The sequence below is a fragment of the Parabacteroides sp. KHUB-02 genome (genome assembly GCF_056640955.1).
Genome location: NZ_JBWQEV010000001.1, coordinates 4,520,724 through 4,537,278 on the forward strand (window position 1 = coordinate 4,520,724; position 16,555 = coordinate 4,537,278).

Sequence of the window (16,555 nt, forward strand, 5' to 3'; positions counted from 1 at the left end):
TCAACAATGTAATTACCTTAGTTTAATAAAACGGAATAATACCATGAAACGAAAAATCAGAATGGGAATGGTCGGTGGAGGACAAGGCTCGTTTATCGGGGCCGTTCATCGTATCGCCGCTAATTTAGACGGACAGATCGAGTTGGTCTGTGGATGCTTCAGTTCTCGCCCGGAGAATTCATTGGCTACCGGACAATCTTTATTTTTACCGGATAATCGTATTTACGCATCTTATCAGGAAATGATAGAGAAAGAGGCCGCCCTGCCTGAAGGCGAACGGATGGATTTTGTGTCTATTGTTACCCCGAATCATGTGCATTTCGGTCCGGCCATGATGGCGTTGGAACATGGTTTTCATGTCGTGCTGGATAAACCGATGACATATACCTTGGATGAGGCGAAACAATTACGTGACAAAGTGAAGGAAACCGGAAAATTGTTTATGCTGACTCATACCTATACCGCTTACCCGATGGTGAAGGAGGCTCGGGAAAGGGTACGCAGGGGGGATTTAGGTAAGATACGCCGTATTTATGTGGAATATCCTCAAGGCTGGCTATATAATGACTGCGCTGATGTTAATAAGCAGGCGGCTTGGCGGGTGGATCCCGGTCGGTCGGGCAAGGCCGGTTGCATGGGGGATATCGGGACGCATGCGTTTAATCTGGCGGAATATATAACAGGGCTGAAGGCCGTGGAATTATGCGGTGAATTGAATACCTTCGTGCCGGATCGTCTTTTGGATGACGATGGGGCGGCATTGATCCGTTATGAGGGAGGTGCGAAAGGGGTGCTGACCGCTAGCCAGATCGCCGTAGGTGTAGAGAATGGCTTGAATATTCGTGTGTATGGAGAGAAAGGTGGGTTGGAATGGCGTCAAGAAGAACCGAATACGATGGTTATGCGTTGGCCGGATCGTCCGGTGGAGATCGTCCGTACTTCCAATGGATATATGTCGGGTATCGCCGCTCATAATTCCCGTACACCGGGCGGGCATCCGGAAGGCTATATAGAGGCATTCGCTAATTTGTATCGGAATTTCGCCTTGGCTTTGCAATCGATTCTGGCTGGTGAGGAACCGGCTCTTGAGACCTTGGATTTCCCTTCCGCCGAAGACGGTGTCCGTGGCATGCGGTTTATCGAGACGATTGTAGCTACCGGATCGACAGAGAATAAATGGATAAAAATAATCGACTAAAAATAATACTATTATGGCACGTCCTGTAACATTGTATACCCTCCAGTGGGGAGATTTATCACTGGAAACAGTTTGTCAAAAAGCGAAAGAATTCGGATACGACGGTGTGGAATTGGGACTTCCCGATCATGTGGATGTCCGACGTACGGATACGGCTTATTATCAAGGAATCAAGGATCTGTTAAAGAAATATGACTTACGGCTTTATGCGATCTCTACCCATCTGGTTGGACAGGCTGTTTGCGATAATATCGATGAGCGCCATAAGGCGATCTTGCCGGATTATATTTGGGGAGATGGCGATCCGGAAGGGGTTCACCAACGGGCTACCGAGGAGATGATCCGGACCGCTCATGCGGCAAAGATGCTGGGAGTCGATACGGTTGTAGGTTTTACGGGTAGTTCTATTTGGCATTATTTGTATTCTTTCCCTCCGGTAACGGACGCGATGATACAAAAGGGGTATGATGATTTCGCCCGTCGCTTTACGCCCATCTTGGATGAGTTTCAGAAACTGGGTGTACGTTTTGCGTTGGAGGTACATCCTACAGAGATCGCGTTCGATACTTTTTCCGCACGCAGAGCATTGGAGGCGGTAAATAACCATCCTGCTTTCGGTTTTAACTATGATCCGAGTCATCTAGGATACCAAGGGGTGGACTATGTGGATTTCATCTATCAGTTTCCGGAGCGTATCTTTCATGTGCATATGAAGGACGTATATTGGAGTGATACCCCCAAGCAGGTGGGTATATTTGGCGGTCATGTTACTTTCGGCGATCCCCGCCGATATTGGAATTTCCGTAGCTTAGGACGAGGAAAGATTAATTTTGAGGAGATTATCCGTGCTTTGAATTCAATTGGCTATCAAGGTCCGCTTTCCGTGGAATGGGAAGATAGCGCTATGGATCGGGAACATGGGGCACGGGAATCTTGCGAATTGGTGAAGAGAGTGGATTTCCAACCTTCCGCACATGCGTTCGACGCTTGTTTCGGAAAGGAATAAATAATTATTAATTACAAAAAACACGAGATTTGATGAGTGTGAGAAAGTGGATGTTTGCCGGGGCCTTGTTATTGGCCGCCGGCTTGAGTTCTTTGGGATTTGCCCAAAAACCGGGGTTGAAGTTTAATCCGGATAAGAAGTTTAAGATTGTACAGTTTACGGACTTGCATGTGAAATGGCAAGACCCTCGTTCGGACATCGCTTTTGAGCGTATGAACCAAGTGTTGGATGACGAGAAACCGGACTTGGTGATTTTTACGGGAGATATTATCTATAGCAAGCCTGCGTTGGAAAATATGCGGAATGTATTGAAGACAGTCTCCGACCGTAAAATACCATTCTCCATTGTTTTCGGAAATCATGATAATGAGCAGGGGGCGACAAAAGAGGAGTTGCTGAAAGTAGCCGAAAGCCTACCGTATAGTTTAACGGCGGATGAGGTTCCCGAAATCTCAGGCGTGGGTAATTACGCCTTGACCGTACGTTCCTCTGACGGAAAGAAAGATGCTTTCGTCTTGTATTGCATCGATTCGAATACCTATTCAACTATCAAGGGGGTAAAAGGATACGATTATATTAAGCGTGACCAGATCGATTGGTATTGTAAGAAAAGCGCGGAGTTTACCCGGAATAACGGGGGAGAGCCGGTTCCTTCTTTGGCTTTCTTCCATATCGCATTGCCGGAGTTTAATCAAGCGGCTTCCGATGAGAATGCCCAACTATATGGCATACGTAGAGAAAAGGCATGCGCTCCGGCGTTGAATTCCGGTTTATTTACGGCGATTAAAGAAAATGGGGACGTGATGGGGGTATTTGTCGGCCATGATCATGATGACGATTATGCGGTTTGCTGGCATGATGTTCTATTGGCTTACGGTCGTTTTACCGGAGGTCCGACGGAATACATACATTTGCCTAACGGAGCTCGTATAATCGAATTGAACGAGGGAGCCCGCACCTTCAAGACTTGGATTCGTACGAAAGCCGGTGTAGAGCAGCTTACTACCTATCCGGATTCATTCGTGAAAGAGTGAGGATCTATATCATTCTGAAAATGATATAAAAACTGTATTCCTTATTGTTAAAGCTCTAAATTATGTCTAACTTTGCGGTTGGTTGAAAAGTAAAAACTAGAGTATGAAGAAAATTAGAGCCGCCATCGTAGGTTATGGCAACATCGGGAAATATGTGTTAGAGGCCCTTGAAGCTGCCCCGGATTTTGAGGTAGCAGGTATTATTCGTCGTAATCCGAATGATATTCCGGACGAGTTGAAGGCATACACGGTTACTGATAGCATCACCAAGTTAGATAAGGTTGACGTAGCGGTTTTGGCTACTCCTACACGCAGCGTGGAAGAGCATGCGAAAGAGATTCTGGCTTTAGGCATCAATACGGTGGATAGTTTCGATATCCACGGAGGTATCGTGGATTTACGTCGTTCTTTGGATGCTGTAGCGAAGGCTCATAATACGGTAGCTGTAATTTCTGCCGGTTGGGATCCGGGAAGCGACTCTGTGGTACGTGCTTTGTTAGAAGCGATGGTGCCGAAAGGTATTACTTATACGAACTTCGGTCCGGGAATGAGTATGGGGCATACGGTTGCCGTGAAGGCTATCGAAGGCGTGAAAGCGGCTTTAAGTATGACGATTCCTTTGGGAACGGGCGTGCACCGTCGTATGGTTTATATCGAGGTGGAAGACGGATACGATTTCAAGCAAGTGTCTGCCGCTATCAAGGCGGATGATTATTTCGCTCATGATGAGACTCATGTAATGCAGGTTGAATGTGTTGATAACCTGTTGGATATGGGACATGGCGTGAACTTGGTTCGTAAAGGTGTATCGGGCAAGACTCAGAACCAGTTGATCGAATTCGATATGAAGATCAATAACCCTGCCTTGACCGCTCAGATCTTAGTTTCTGTCGCCCGTGCGAGCTTGAAGCAACAACCGGGCGCATATACGATGATCGAATTACCGATAATCGATATGCTGTACGGCGAGGGAGAGAACTTAATTAGAAGACTCGTTTAATATAAGTTGATGGTTGACAGCTGGCAATTGACAGTTCGGGAAATCCTGACTTGCGATTGTCGACTGTCAATTGTCAATTGCCAACTGAAATAATTATGCTTGACTTTATTACATGGACTGCCGATCCCGCTATCTTTACCATCGGTTCCCGGGAGATTCGTTGGTATGGATTGGCTTTCGCGATCGGTTTCGCTATTGGCTATATGATTGTAGAGCGGATGTGGAAAAAAGAGGGACTGCCGCCCGCATGGATCGATTCCCTTTTGATTTATACGATGCTCGGTACGGTGATTGGTGCCCGTTTGGGGCATTGTTTGTTTTATGCGCCGGAATATTATTTAGCCAACCCGATTGAGATTTTCAAGATTTGGGAGGGAGGATTGGCTAGCCATGGTGGTACGTTAGGTATAATTATCGCCATTTATTTCTACTCGAAGCGAGTAAGCCATAAAAGTATGTTATGGGCTTTCGATAAGTTGGTGGTTCCGACAGGATTGGTAGCTGCTATGATTCGTCTGGGAAACCTGATGAATCATGAGATTTACGGTCATTCCACTGATTTGCCTTGGGGATTTCGTTTTATCGATAATTTACACGCATGGAGAATGGGGGCGGAGCCTATTTTTACAGCTCCGAGCCATCCGACGCAATTGTATGAGGCCGCTTGTTATCTGGTGACGTTCGCTATCTGTATGTGGCTATATTTCAAGAAAGAGGCTTGGAAAAAGCAAGGACTTATCTTCGGCGTATTTATGATATGCGTATTCGGGTCTCGTTTCTTCATAGAATTCGTGAAAAATGACCAAGAGCCTTTCGAGGCTGGAATGATGTTGAATATGGGGCAATGGCTAAGTATCCCGTTTGTTTTGGCAGGGTGCTGGTTTGTCTGGAGAGCACTAAGAAATGGAAAATTAAAGATTGAAAATTGAAGATTAGAGAGCACACGCTTCGTGATTATCAATTTTCAATTATCAATTATCAATTAAAAAAGATGTACAAGTTAAAAGAAATTGCGGATAAAGTTTATTATGTAGGAGTTAATGACCGTCAAAAGGCCCTCTTCGAGAATATGTGGCCGTTGCCATACGGCGTTTCCTATAACTCGTACTTGATCGTAGACGAGAAAACCGTATTGATCGATACGGTCGATGTTTGTTACTCTGATATTTTCTTGAAAAAAGTAGCGGATGCCTTGGACGGACGTTCTTTGGATTATCTCGTGGTAAATCATATGGAGCCGGATCATGCGGGAAGTATCCGTTTGTTGCGTCAGCAATATCCGGACGTACAGATTGTCGGAAACAATAAGACTTTCGGAATGCTGGAAGGATATCATGGCATCAAGGAAGGCTTGTTTGAGGTGAAAGAGGGTGATACCTTGAATACGGGTCGTCATGAGCTTGTATTTTATATGGCTCCGATGGTGCATTGGCCGGAAGTGATGGTTACTTATGACGTTACGGATAAAATCGTATTCTCCGCGGATGCGTTCGGTACGTATGGCACATTGGATGGTGGTGTGATCGATACGGAGATGAACGTGGAGCATTATTGGGAAGAGATGATTCGCTATTACTCCAACATTGTCGGAAAATATGGAAGTCCAGTACAAAGGGCATTACAGAAGCTTTCGGGCTTGGATATCCAGACGATTTGCTCTACCCATGGACCTGTTTGGCGTGAATACGCGTCGAAAGCGATCGATATCTATGACCGTATGAGCCGCTACGAAGGAGAGGAAGGCGTGGTTATTATTTATGGCAGCATGTATGGTAACACGGAGCAGATGGCTGAGGCGATCGCCGCTTCTTTGGCTGATAATGGCATCAAGAATATTGTGATGCATAATGTTAGTAAAAGCCCTTCTTCTTATATCTTGAAAGATGTGTTCAAATATAAGGGAGTTATCGTAGGTAGCCCGACTTATAGCAATCAATTGTTCCCGGAGGTGGAAGCTGTGTTGAGTAAGATCGAGTTGCGTGAGGTGAAAAATCGTATTTTCGGTTATTTCGGGTCTTTCACATGGGCTGGAGCCGCCGTGAAACGTTTGGCGGCTTTTGGCGAGAAGATGAAGTGGGAGACTGTCGGTACGCCGGTTGAGCAGAAGCAAGGTTTAAGCGCTACTAAATACGAGGAGTGTTTAGCTTTGGGCAAGGAAATGGCTGGGAAATTGAAAACAATTAACGACAAATCTAATTTATAAACAAGAAAGTTGATACAACTTTCAATTAAAAAACATAACGTTATGAGATTAATTATCGAACCTAATTACGAGCAACTCTCAAAATGGGCTGCCAATTATGTAGCAGCGAAGATCAAAGCCGCAAATCCAACCGCTGAAAAACCATTCGTACTGGGCTTGCCTACCGGATCTTCTCCGCTGGGTATGTACAAGAACCTGATTGAATTGAACAAGCAGGGTGTCGTATCGTTCCAGAATGTGATCACTTTCAATATGGATGAATATGTCGGTCTTCCGAAAGACCATCCGGAAAGCTATCATTCTTTCATGTGGAATAATTTCTTCAGTCATATCGATATCAAACCGGAGAACGTAAATATCTTGAATGGTAACGCCGAGGATTTGGAGGCTGAGTGTGCGTCTTATGAGGCTCGCATGAAAGCGGTCGGTGGCGTAGACCTGTTCTTGGGTGGTATCGGTCCTGATGGCCATATTGCGTTCAATGAGCCGGGTTCATCTTTGAGTTCTCGTACTCGTATCAAGACGTTAACTACAGATACGATTATCGCTAACTCCCGTTTCTTTGATAATGACGTGAATAAAGTTCCGAAGACTTCTGTAACGGTTGGTGTAGGTACGGTTCTTGACGCTAAGGAGGTATTGATCATGGTAAATGGTCATAACAAGGCTCGTGCGTTGCAACAAGCCGTTGAGGGTGCCGTGAACCAAATGTGGACAATTACCGCCTTGCAGTTGCATCCGAAGGGAATCATTGTTTGCGATGAGGCGGCTTGCGCGGATCTTAAGGTAGGTACTTATAACTATTTCAAGGATATCGAGAAGGATCATCTTTGTCCTTGTTCATTGCTAAAATAAACGAATCTCAGATAGGGCTTTCTTTGAATGCCCATCATAAGGAGTTAAGAATGCCCATTGTAAGGAGTTTACGATGGGCATTCTTATAACCTTACGATGGGCATCGTTGTTTTAGGGCAATTGGTGGCTGCCGGCTGGCTTCCTCATAGAAGATATACTTCATTGGTTAGAGGAGATATACTTCTCATGCCAGAGGATATATACTTCATTGGCAAAGTCAGTACTACTTACTTTTTTGCGTTCTTGACGTAACGATCCAGCCATAGGTCACATTCATACAATAGATGTAATATGTTCTCTTTGGCGGCGTAGCCATGACTCTCATAGGGCAATACGACATAACGTGCGATCGCCCCGTGGCCTTTTAGGGCACTGAATAGGCGCTCGGATTGGATCGGAAAGGTTCCGGAGTTGTTATCCATCTCACCATGTATGATTAATAAAGCTCCATGTAGTTTATCGGCAGACATGAATGGCGACATGGCATTATATATTTCCGGTACTTCCCAATAAGTACGGGTCTCTGTTTGGAAGCCGAACGGGGTAAGCGTACGGTTGTAAGCCCCGCTACGTGCGATGCCGGCTTTGAACAGTTTGGTATGTGTTAATAGATTCGCTGTCATGAAAGCTCCATAGGAATGTCCTCCTACGGCTACACGATTCGGATCACCTACACCCATCTCGGAAATAACTTTTACGGCCGCCTCGGCGTTCATTGTCAATTGCTCAATGAAATCATCGTTTGGCTCCGCTCCCTCGCTCGTGCTTACGATCGGCATCTCGACATTCTCCATTACGCAGTATCCTCTCAATACCCAATAGACTGGTGATCCGTAATTGATGTTCGTGAACATGTATTGGGAACCACGTACCTGGGATGCCTCGGCCTTGCTCTTGTATTCTCTTGGGTAAGCCCACATCAAGACGGGTAGCGGGCCTTCTTTTGCCTTATCATATCCGGCAGGGAGATATACCGTTGCGGTTAAGTCCAATCCATCGGCACGTTTATATTTAATCTTTTGTTTACTAACGTTTGCCATGGCCGGATATGGATTGGCGAAATGAGTCAATTGAGCGAATTTTTTCTTTCTCAAGTCACGAGAGCAGAGATTCGCCGGTTCTGTAATGGATTGACGTGAAGTGATCAATTGCAGCTTTTCCGGATTCGCTACCTTTAGGATGGTCTCATAATATCCGTCCTCGCAGCGCCAAAGTTCCGTGTTCTTTTTTGTTTTCAAATTGTAACGGCTAAGGTAAGGCATATCCCCTTTAGGAGAGGCACCTTGGGCAAGCATCAATAACTCATTGTGGGCTTTATTGGTATAAACGATATATTTGCCATACGCATTTTTAACCGTAAGTGGATTTCCCGGATTGTTGTAATTATCGTCGGTGGATACATCGAATAATAGAACCGGAGACTCAGAAGAGCAAGGCTTAAAAGTAAATGTCCTGTTTTTTCGAGTCTCCCGGGAAGTCTCGATCAATAAAGCGAAAGCATCGTCATTCCACAGGATGTTGCGGAAACGTTTCTCTGTCTTTGCGACTTCCTGTTTCTCGCTGTTGAACGGATAGCTTATTTGGTAGATAATATCCATGAAATCAGTCTTGTTTTGCTTAGGATCTCCTTTATCTTGCGCTTCCGCCCAGTAAACAGTAGCCGGTTGATCCGATCTCCATCCGAATTGACGGGGATAAGGCGAGGTCGTGTCATATCCCATCGGAATATTGACGGTTGGATTATCCGCTAACGTATAAATGGAATTGCCTTGTAAGTCTATGACCTCGAACTTTTGTGGGAAGTTATATACCGGTACTTGATAGGAATACGGACGATGAACTGTCGCGATAAGTAGCAAAGATTTATCCGGGGATAATGAAAGCGTACTGCCGTAGATTGCCGGTTTTCCGATCTCGTACACAATGCCCTCTTTTATACGTACCAATTGGGAGGTGAAGTAATAGTCGAATAATTGCTCGTCGTACGGATTTTTCAGCAAGTCTTGATAGGTACGAGCGGGCATCACCTTTCCAGTACTTTCTTGAATGATGGGACCGGATGGGACTGTGGGTTTCTCCGGTGCCTTCCCCCTGTTTTCTGGAACCATAAGCGTAATAAACTCATTGTCGCTAATCCATAAGATCTCCGCTCCACTTGTCGCGTTGATTTTACGGGTACTTACTTTCTGAGCTACGGGCTGTTCCGGGGTACAGTTATAAAGATATACGCCATTCGCTTCTTCCACGAATAGAGCTACCTTATTGGATGAAGGAGAGAATGAGGCTTCTGTGATTACTGCGTTGTCAGGAATTCCTTCTATCTTGATTTCTTCTTGAGTAGCGATGTTCATTAAACTGGCACCCGTATATTCGGCTTGCCGGCTTGTGTTGAATGTTTCGGGACTGATACGCATTCCCGCTAATTTAAGCTCCGGTTGCGCAAGCTTGGCGATAGATCGGTACGGGGAACGCTCTAACTGGAGTGCCCACTGATTGTTATCACTAATTCGGATGATAGGAGAAAGCTTGGCCAAGGCCACTTCTTCTATTACGGCTGGAGGCCTTTGGTAATTGGTCTCTTGTGCCATTCCCGGGCTGGCTAGAGCCAAGGATAGTAAGGCGGAGAATAGATAGTTTGTTTTCATGGATTTAATCACTTGAATTTATATTAATGATTTGGAATAACTTCTTTTAGATCTTAAAAAATCCCCGCCTAAACCGGTTAGGGGTATAGACGGGGATTTTTTGATATAATTAGTAGGAAATAGAGTGATTATCTATTCTGAGTCATAAGACTGTTTGCGTTCATTTCGTCATCTGGAATCTTGAATTGCCATTCAGGAGAACCAGCATCTACGTGCATCTTTACTGAGATACCCTTATCGTGATTAGTGTTATTTCTATCCAGCGGTAAGTTTAAACGTTTTAAATCTGTGAATCGGAATCCTTCTCCCCACAACTCAATACGACGTTGAATCATGATCTCTTCTGCTAATTCGACTGCTGTTTTGCTCGTTTCTTTGTATTCAGGATCACGAGTCAAGGCAAATGCCGTCAACGTTTTTTGCGCTTCTTGAAGTTGATTGTTACGAGCTAATGCCTCTGCTTTCATTAAGTATAGCTCAGCTAAGCGCATGAAAGGAAAGTCTCCAACCGCATTAGAAGAAGATTTGGCAGTGAATTTACGATTCTGATACGGGAAACGTTTGAAATTGCTAGCCGGAACTTCCGCTTTACCTGTTGGATCCCACCATTGCTTGCGGATATCTGTATTTGATATTTTATCATACAAAGCCGAGTTTACACATCTGGGGACGGCACGTATTGCAGACGCGTTGAAATTCCAAGACATATATGCATAATAAGAATAAAAATAGATTGTTTGGTCATCCTGCGTATTGGCTGCCCATATAGCCTCCTTATTCTCTGTCAGCATGGATGCGAAGCCTCCCATTAATTCTTCTTTACCATTCATCAATTTATGGCCTTCTTTCTCTGCGGTTTGTATTGCCAAATCCGCATATTTTGCAGCTTCTGCATAATTTTGCTGCGCTAGTAAAACACGAGCCTTTAAACCATAAGCCACTTTCAAAGAAAAGTGAGTAACTTCTTTTGCCTCGTAGTTCTTCAATAACTCAATAGCGGCATCTAGATCTTCGTTAATATATTGATAGCATTCCTCTACTGTATTACGAGCGATTTCTCCTGTTTCCGGAGTCTTACGATAAGGTATGCCCAATTGTGTATTGCCACCTCCTGCTTTATAACGTTCTGCGTAAAGCTGTACTAGTTGAAAATGACCAAACGCACGGAAGCAAAGTGCCTCCCCTTTTACACCGGAGTATAAATTTTCATCCGTACGATCCACCTCATCTACATTATTAAGAAGTAAGTTACTGTTCAATATTAATTTGTAATAGAAGAAGAAGCCAAACTTAGTCAATGTCGATTTTGAATCTCGATGATCTACCCATTGAAGAGTTTTTAAAAACCAAGTGTTACCGGCAGTTGGGTGTACCAAATCTTCTCCTAATACATCTCGATCGATGTCCCAAGAAGGTTCGCCACCACAACCTTGTGAAGATAAGTATTGCTTAACCATGGCTCGATGTGTTCCGTTTAAAGCAATGTATAGGTTTTCCAAAGATGAAGCGACTGTTGTTTCGCCAATCTGGTCGGTTGGATTTGTTTCCATGAATGTATCGGAACAAGCTGTCAGGCCTGCAACACATAAGGCTAGAATTGTATATTTGAATCTTTTCATTGTAATCAATGTTTAATATAATGATGAATTAAAATGTGAAATTCAGTCCGAATGTAAATGAACGAGCTGGGATATGAGCATTGTTCGTGATACCGCTGAACTGTTGTTGTGGATCCATACCTTTCATGGAAGTAAGCAGGAATAAATTCTCGCCACTTAATGATACACGTGCGTTCTTTATAGCGAACTTAGAAAGGAAGGCCTTTGGTAACGTATATGCGAAAGTTAAAGATTTCATGCTTAGATAATCAGAACTCATCAACCAACGGTCTGACTGTGCATTGAAATTAGCGGATTCACTGCCGTCTAGACGAGGAACATTCGTTATATCTCCCGGTTTTTGCCAACGATCGTAGATATCTGTATGCATAGCCGCTCCATATTTGTTTACACTCATAAGAGATAAATAGCTAGAGTTATAAACCTTTCCTCCTAATGCGTAAGAGAATACGGCGGATAACTCAAAATCTTTGAATTTTACGCTTGTATTGAAACCTCCATATACTTTAGGAATTGCACTACCTGCATAATGGTATTTTGCTTTTTCTTGGTTCGTTGTCACTTTCTCTCCGTTTACGGTACGACAATCTGTGTCATCCCAGATTTGTGCCACGTTTCCGTTCTCATCTACAGTATCGTCGAAACGATAAAGAGCAGCTCCATCTTGAGGGTCTACACCTACATATTCCTTTAACCAGAATTCGTAGATAGACTTGCCTACCATGATTTTCTTTGTTCCGTCAATAATTTCTTTTTGTGGTAAACTCTTCACCTTGTTCTTAATGAATGTGGCGTTTACACCGAAGTTCCATGTCCAATCCGCATTTTTTAAGATACGGTAATCCAAGGAGATTTCTACACCACTATTATTTACTTTACCAATGTTTTTCCAGATAGATGCGGTTCCTTTATAGTCTACCGCTCCAGAAGAAAGAGGTAGAGGCACGTTGAACAACAGGTCTTTGGATTGTTTGTTGAAATACTCAACGCTACCTGTCAAACGATCGAACAGTCCAAATTCGATTGCCACGTCAGAAGAAACCTGAGTCTCCCATTGCAAATCGGTGTTTCCAAAAGAGTTGAATAACACACCTGCTTCCAATGCGTTATTGCGGTTCATGTCATATAAAGTCTGATATGGATAATAGTTTGTTAGTCCACTGGTTGTTAATACTTGGTCGTTACCGGTTTGTCCATAAGAACCTCTTAACTTCAAACTGTTGATCCAAGTCAACGACTCCATGAAGCTCTCTTGGTCTATACGCCAAGAGGCTCCGAAAGACCAGAAGTTACCCCAACGGTTATCTTTGTGGAAGCGTGAGCTACCATCACGGCGGTAGGAGGCTGATACATAATATTTATCCATGAAGTCATAGTTGATACGGGCAAAATAACCTTCTTTTTTGTATTCGTCCGTATAAGAGTAGGCAGAATTTATTGTTGTAAAGTTTCCCAGCTCCATCAGCCCATCCATAACTTGACCTTGTCTCATTGTGTAGTTATATTGGTATTTGTAAGCGAAACTTTCATGACCTAATAATACATCAAAGTTGTGATCTCCGAATTTCTTATTATAGTTTATCAATTGGTTGAAAGTTGTTGTTGTCCGGCGGGTATTTTCAAGGTTGAAACGTCCACTCGGAGAACCGTCACCTACTAATTTATTATCATAGCCGGAATTACGGTTGTTGGAAGTTTCCAAACCTCCGTTTAATGTAACTTTCAGCCCTTCGTACAAATTAAAATCCATATAAGCACGTGCGTTCATTACGTCACGTACAAACTCATCGTTGTTCCATAATGTCTCTGCTACTACGTGGCGGCCCGAATAAGCGGAACCTGCGCGTACACCATCATAGTCATATTGCTGCTGTCCTAGGTTATCCAAGATATAAGCACCTGTTTCCGGATCATGTTTGTGGATCGGGTAGATCGGGCCGATTGTACGAGCAAACATAAAATGGTTTGAATAACCTCCTGAATTATCTTTTGTGTTGGCTACTTGAGATTGAGAACGGCTGGCAGAAATGTTTAAACCTGTCTTAAACCATTTCACGGGATACACATTTACATTCGCACGGGCAGAGTAACGCTCGAAATCGGATTTGATCACATAACCGTTATCATTTAAATAGCCTAATGAAACATAAGTATCGCTTTTCTTTCCTTTGGTGGAATAAGACAAATTATATTCTCCACGATAGCCTGTACGTTCCATCGCGTCATTCCAGTCCATATCATCTCCCCATAACAATTGGGTAGCTGCAGGATTTAATTTTCCGTCCGTCCCCACGATTTGATCATTAGCAACCCCTCGGTATGGGTTATACATTAATTGGTTATAAATTTTGGCAGAAGCTTCTGTTGCCGCATCTGTTGCGGACATGCCATTTGCGGAGATATACTGGTTACGAAGCATCTCCCACTGCAAAGGGTAATAGTCCCATACACCTACACGGTTATATTCCTTGATTGCACGAGAAGAGATACCTTGAGAAGTACTGAATGTAACTTGAGTATCATCATTTTTTGCTTTTTTGGTTGTAATTAATACAACACCATTACCAGCGCTAGAACCATAAAGAGAAGTTGAGGCTGCATCTTTTAAGATAGACATTGATTCAATATCGTTCGGGTTGATATCAGCGATCTCTCCATTATAAATAGACCCGTCTACAACATAAAGAGGAGCGTTTGATGCATTAATTGAACCGAATCCTCTGATACGGATATTTGGGGAATCACCCGGACGTCCGCTACCAGTACCAACTTGTACACCAGATACGTTACCTTCCAAAGCTGCGGTTGCGTTTGTTAATGGACGCATATCAAGGTCTTTTGTTCCAACAACACCCGCGGAACCCGTGAAAGACGATTTCTTAGCGGTACCATAAGCTACAACAATGACATCGTCAAGTTCTTGGGCATCAGAGGATAGAACGACTCTCATGTTTGCTTGAGCGGTGGTTTCTAATGTCTTCAAGCCAACATAAGAAACAACTAACTTAGCGTTCTTGTCTGCTTCCAATTCGAATTTACCATCAAGATCCGTGATGGTACCAACAGTGGTTCCTTTTACTACGATGGATGCGCCGATAACAGGTTCTCCGTCGTCTTCATTGATCACTACACCCGTCACCTTCATTTGTTGGGCGACCATGCACTGTATTCCCAGAAAGAATGAGAGTAGTACAAGCGTTAATTTGTGCTTCATAGAATGAATTTGTTTGTTAATTAGACACACATTATTTTTTCAAGAGACCATAGTTTGCACAGAACTACAGTTAAAATACTTATCAAAAAAATGTACACACCAAGACTCCTGAAAATCACAGTCGCAAATATACTAATTTTTATTATAAAAAAGCAAACTGTTATAAAACATTCTAAAACTAATATAATATTGATTGATATTGTCAAATTCAATTTAGTTGTACTGGGGATCTTGTTGCATTATGATAGCTGGCAGGAGGGTTTTTAGTATTAGCTATCTATCTGTTAATTATGCTGTTAAACATAGTTCTGTGCAGACTAAATGCCTTAATGGATGCTGAAAGGGAAGATGTCCATAAAGGATATCTTCCCTTAAACTTTGTGTGTATAATGAAAAAAATGAAGTGTTAATTAACGTTTATAAACGGATAGGGTTACCATTATAGAAATCTAGAATCTTCGTACGGAAGATAAAATCATATTTGGCCTGTGCCTGTTCCGCTAGACTTTGCGCGTATTTTGTTTTAGCCTCATTAAATTCAAAGACAGTGCTTTTACCTGCGTTGTAACGCTCTTGGGCATAATTGAACGCTTCCTTGCTCGCCGTGACGGATTTGTCGGAAGCCGTATATTTCTCTTGGGAAGCCGTTGCGTTGTAGTACGCTTGCTGGATTTCCTTGTATAATGTTTTCTTTGTATTTTCCATCAGCAATTCCCGGTTGATAATGTTGATCCTTGCGGTACGAACGCTATTGCGTACTTGGAAGCGGTTGAAAAGTGGAATGCTCAATGAGAATCCGACGATCTTTTGCCCATTCTGCTTAAACTGCTCGCTAAAGGAACGAGTATCGGCAAATTCACCTCCGGAAGTAGAATGATAATATCCATTGCTGTAACTAGCCCCGAAATTTAACTTGGGGTAATAGCCCGCTTGCGCGACACGCAACATTTTCTTTTGGCTCTCTAGCAAATACTGTTGTTCCTTGATCTGAGGCTTGAACGTAACCGCATGATCGTAAATGTTTTCCGGAGGTAGGATACTGCTCATATTATCAGCCACAGCATCTTCAATTACAGGAGTCTGTATATCGAAATTCCGGTCGCTTCGCTCTAGTTCCAGACTTTGCGCAAGATCCAATAAAGCGAGGTTCACATTGTTTTGCGACTCGGTAAGCGTGACCTCATCTTTCGCTAATTGTGCCTTGATATCATACAGTTGGGAAAGAGGCACCTTTCCGGCGTTCACCATGGCCTCCGTTTTATTCACCTGCTCCTTGTCCAGTTCCACTTGCAGTCGCGCTATTTTCAGCAGCTCTTTATTATAAAGTACTTGCAGGTAGTAGGAAGCTATATTGATGGATAGGTCTTCTCTCGCCTTATTCAAGTTCTCGATAGACGCTTTTAGATCAAGTTTGCGGGCGGCGATATCGTTCGGTATTTTTAACCCGTCAAATAAAGGCATGTCCAGATTGATCCCCAATGTGGAATTGGCGGCGTTCTGGTCTACGATCACCCCGGATTTAGACGTGGAGCGTCCGAACTGGAAGCTCTGTCCAAGACTGCCGTTTAGGGCCGGGAGCCAACTGTATTTGCTGGTATGTAAGTCTACCTTTCGGCTTTCCTGTTCCTGCTCCTTTTGCTTTAAGTCGATATTATGCTCGATGGCATATTGGATGCACTCCTCCAGACTCCATTGCTTCACCGCATCCTGAGCGAAAACATAGTTTCCGGACAGGAGGGAAGCGATTGCCAGTATATATAAGTTTCTTCTCATCATACAAT

The 16,555-nt window shown here is 43.5% G+C and carries 11 protein-coding genes; 7 read left to right on the forward strand and 4 right to left on the reverse strand.

What is annotated here, in order from left to right; all coding sequences use genetic code 11:
* Positions 1-43 precede the first annotated feature (43 nt).
* The 7 genes from ACYIA1_RS19030 to nagB all read left to right on the forward strand — a co-directional run bounded on the left by ACYIA1_RS19030 (position 44) and on the right by nagB (position 7,296).
* The gene (locus ACYIA1_RS19030) at positions 44-1,198 is read left to right on the forward strand and encodes a Gfo/Idh/MocA family protein (protein WP_048927165.1); all 1,155 of its coding nucleotides are present in this window, start codon (positions 44-46) and stop codon (positions 1,196-1,198) included.
* A gap of 13 nt (positions 1,199-1,211) precedes the next feature.
* A complete protein-coding gene (locus tag ACYIA1_RS19035) occupies positions 1,212-2,204 on the forward strand; it encodes a sugar phosphate isomerase/epimerase family protein (RefSeq protein ID WP_005859333.1) in 993 nt (330 codons plus the stop codon).
* A gap of 32 nt (positions 2,205-2,236) precedes the next feature.
* On the forward strand, positions 2,237-3,238 hold the full coding sequence (locus ACYIA1_RS19040; protein WP_122368985.1) for a metallophosphoesterase family protein: 1,002 nt from the start codon (positions 2,237-2,239) through the stop codon (positions 3,236-3,238).
* A 103-nt stretch (positions 3,239-3,341) separates the two neighbouring features.
* Positions 3,342-4,238, forward strand: coding sequence for a diaminopimelate dehydrogenase (locus ACYIA1_RS19045; protein ID WP_122368986.1), 897 nt, complete (start codon positions 3,342-3,344; stop codon positions 4,236-4,238).
* A gap of 95 nt (positions 4,239-4,333) precedes the next feature.
* The gene (gene lgt / locus ACYIA1_RS19050) at positions 4,334-5,167 is read left to right on the forward strand and encodes a prolipoprotein diacylglyceryl transferase (protein WP_005859327.1); all 834 of its coding nucleotides are present in this window, start codon (positions 4,334-4,336) and stop codon (positions 5,165-5,167) included.
* Positions 5,168-5,229: 62 nt separating this feature from the next.
* On the forward strand, positions 5,230-6,441 hold the full coding sequence (locus ACYIA1_RS19055; RefSeq protein ID WP_005867620.1) for an FprA family A-type flavoprotein: 1,212 nt from the start codon (positions 5,230-5,232) through the stop codon (positions 6,439-6,441).
* 42 nt (positions 6,442-6,483) lie between these two features.
* Entirely contained in the window at positions 6,484-7,296 is an 813-nt protein-coding gene (nagB, locus tag ACYIA1_RS19060) for a glucosamine-6-phosphate deaminase (RefSeq protein ID WP_005859323.1), read from the forward strand.
* A gap of 227 nt (positions 7,297-7,523) precedes the next feature.
* On the opposite strand, the gene ACYIA1_RS19065 is transcribed toward nagB, so the two are convergent.
* The 4 genes from ACYIA1_RS19065 to ACYIA1_RS19080 form a co-directional block, all read right to left on the reverse strand.
* On the reverse strand, positions 7,524-9,941 hold the full coding sequence (locus tag ACYIA1_RS19065) for an alpha/beta hydrolase family protein (RefSeq protein ID WP_480336258.1): 2,418 nt from the start codon (positions 9,939-9,941) through the stop codon (positions 7,524-7,526).
* Positions 9,942-10,069: 128 nt separating this feature from the next.
* Positions 10,070-11,560: a RagB/SusD family nutrient uptake outer membrane protein gene (locus ACYIA1_RS19070; RefSeq protein WP_427824485.1), complete on the reverse strand. Its 1,491-nt coding sequence runs from the start codon at positions 11,558-11,560 to the stop codon at positions 10,070-10,072.
* Between the two features lie 28 nt (positions 11,561-11,588).
* Positions 11,589-14,774 (reverse strand): SusC/RagA family TonB-linked outer membrane protein, encoded by a 3,186-nt coding sequence (locus ACYIA1_RS19075; protein WP_196008728.1) that lies wholly within the window; start codon positions 14,772-14,774, stop codon positions 11,589-11,591.
* Positions 14,775-15,191: 417 nt separating this feature from the next.
* Positions 15,192-16,550 carry a TolC family protein gene (locus ACYIA1_RS19080; RefSeq protein WP_034531600.1) on the reverse strand — a complete coding sequence of 453 codons (1,359 nt, stop codon included), beginning with the start codon at positions 16,548-16,550 and terminating at the stop codon, positions 15,192-15,194.
* Positions 16,551-16,555: the final 5 nt, after the last annotated feature.

Excerpts from the sequence above, each read along its gene's own strand:
- ACYIA1_RS19080 (WP_034531600.1), bottom strand. The coding sequence starts at position 16,550 with ATGATGAGAAGAAACTTATATATACTGGCAATCGCTTCCCTCCTGTCC.
- ACYIA1_RS19075 (WP_196008728.1), bottom strand. The coding sequence starts at position 14,774 with ATGAAGCACAAATTAACGCTTGTACTACTCTCATTCTTTCTGGGAATA.
- ACYIA1_RS19065 (WP_480336258.1), bottom strand. The coding sequence starts at position 9,941 with ATGAAAACAAACTATCTATTCTCCGCCTTACTATCCTTGGCTCTAGCC.
- ACYIA1_RS19045 (WP_122368986.1), top strand. The coding sequence starts at position 3,342 with ATGAAGAAAATTAGAGCCGCCATCGTAGGTTATGGCAACATCGGGAAA.
- ACYIA1_RS19035 (WP_005859333.1), top strand. The coding sequence starts at position 1,212 with ATGGCACGTCCTGTAACATTGTATACCCTCCAGTGGGGAGATTTATCA.
- ACYIA1_RS19040 (WP_122368985.1), top strand. The coding sequence starts at position 2,237 with ATGAGTGTGAGAAAGTGGATGTTTGCCGGGGCCTTGTTATTGGCCGCC.
- lgt (WP_005859327.1), top strand. The coding sequence starts at position 4,334 with ATGCTTGACTTTATTACATGGACTGCCGATCCCGCTATCTTTACCATC.
- ACYIA1_RS19070 (WP_427824485.1), bottom strand. The coding sequence starts at position 11,560 with ATGAAAAGATTCAAATATACAATTCTAGCCTTATGTGTTGCAGGCCTG.
- ACYIA1_RS19055 (WP_005867620.1), top strand. The coding sequence starts at position 5,230 with ATGTACAAGTTAAAAGAAATTGCGGATAAAGTTTATTATGTAGGAGTT.
- ACYIA1_RS19030 (WP_048927165.1), top strand. The coding sequence starts at position 44 with ATGAAACGAAAAATCAGAATGGGAATGGTCGGTGGAGGACAAGGCTCG.
- nagB (WP_005859323.1), top strand. The coding sequence starts at position 6,484 with ATGAGATTAATTATCGAACCTAATTACGAGCAACTCTCAAAATGGGCT.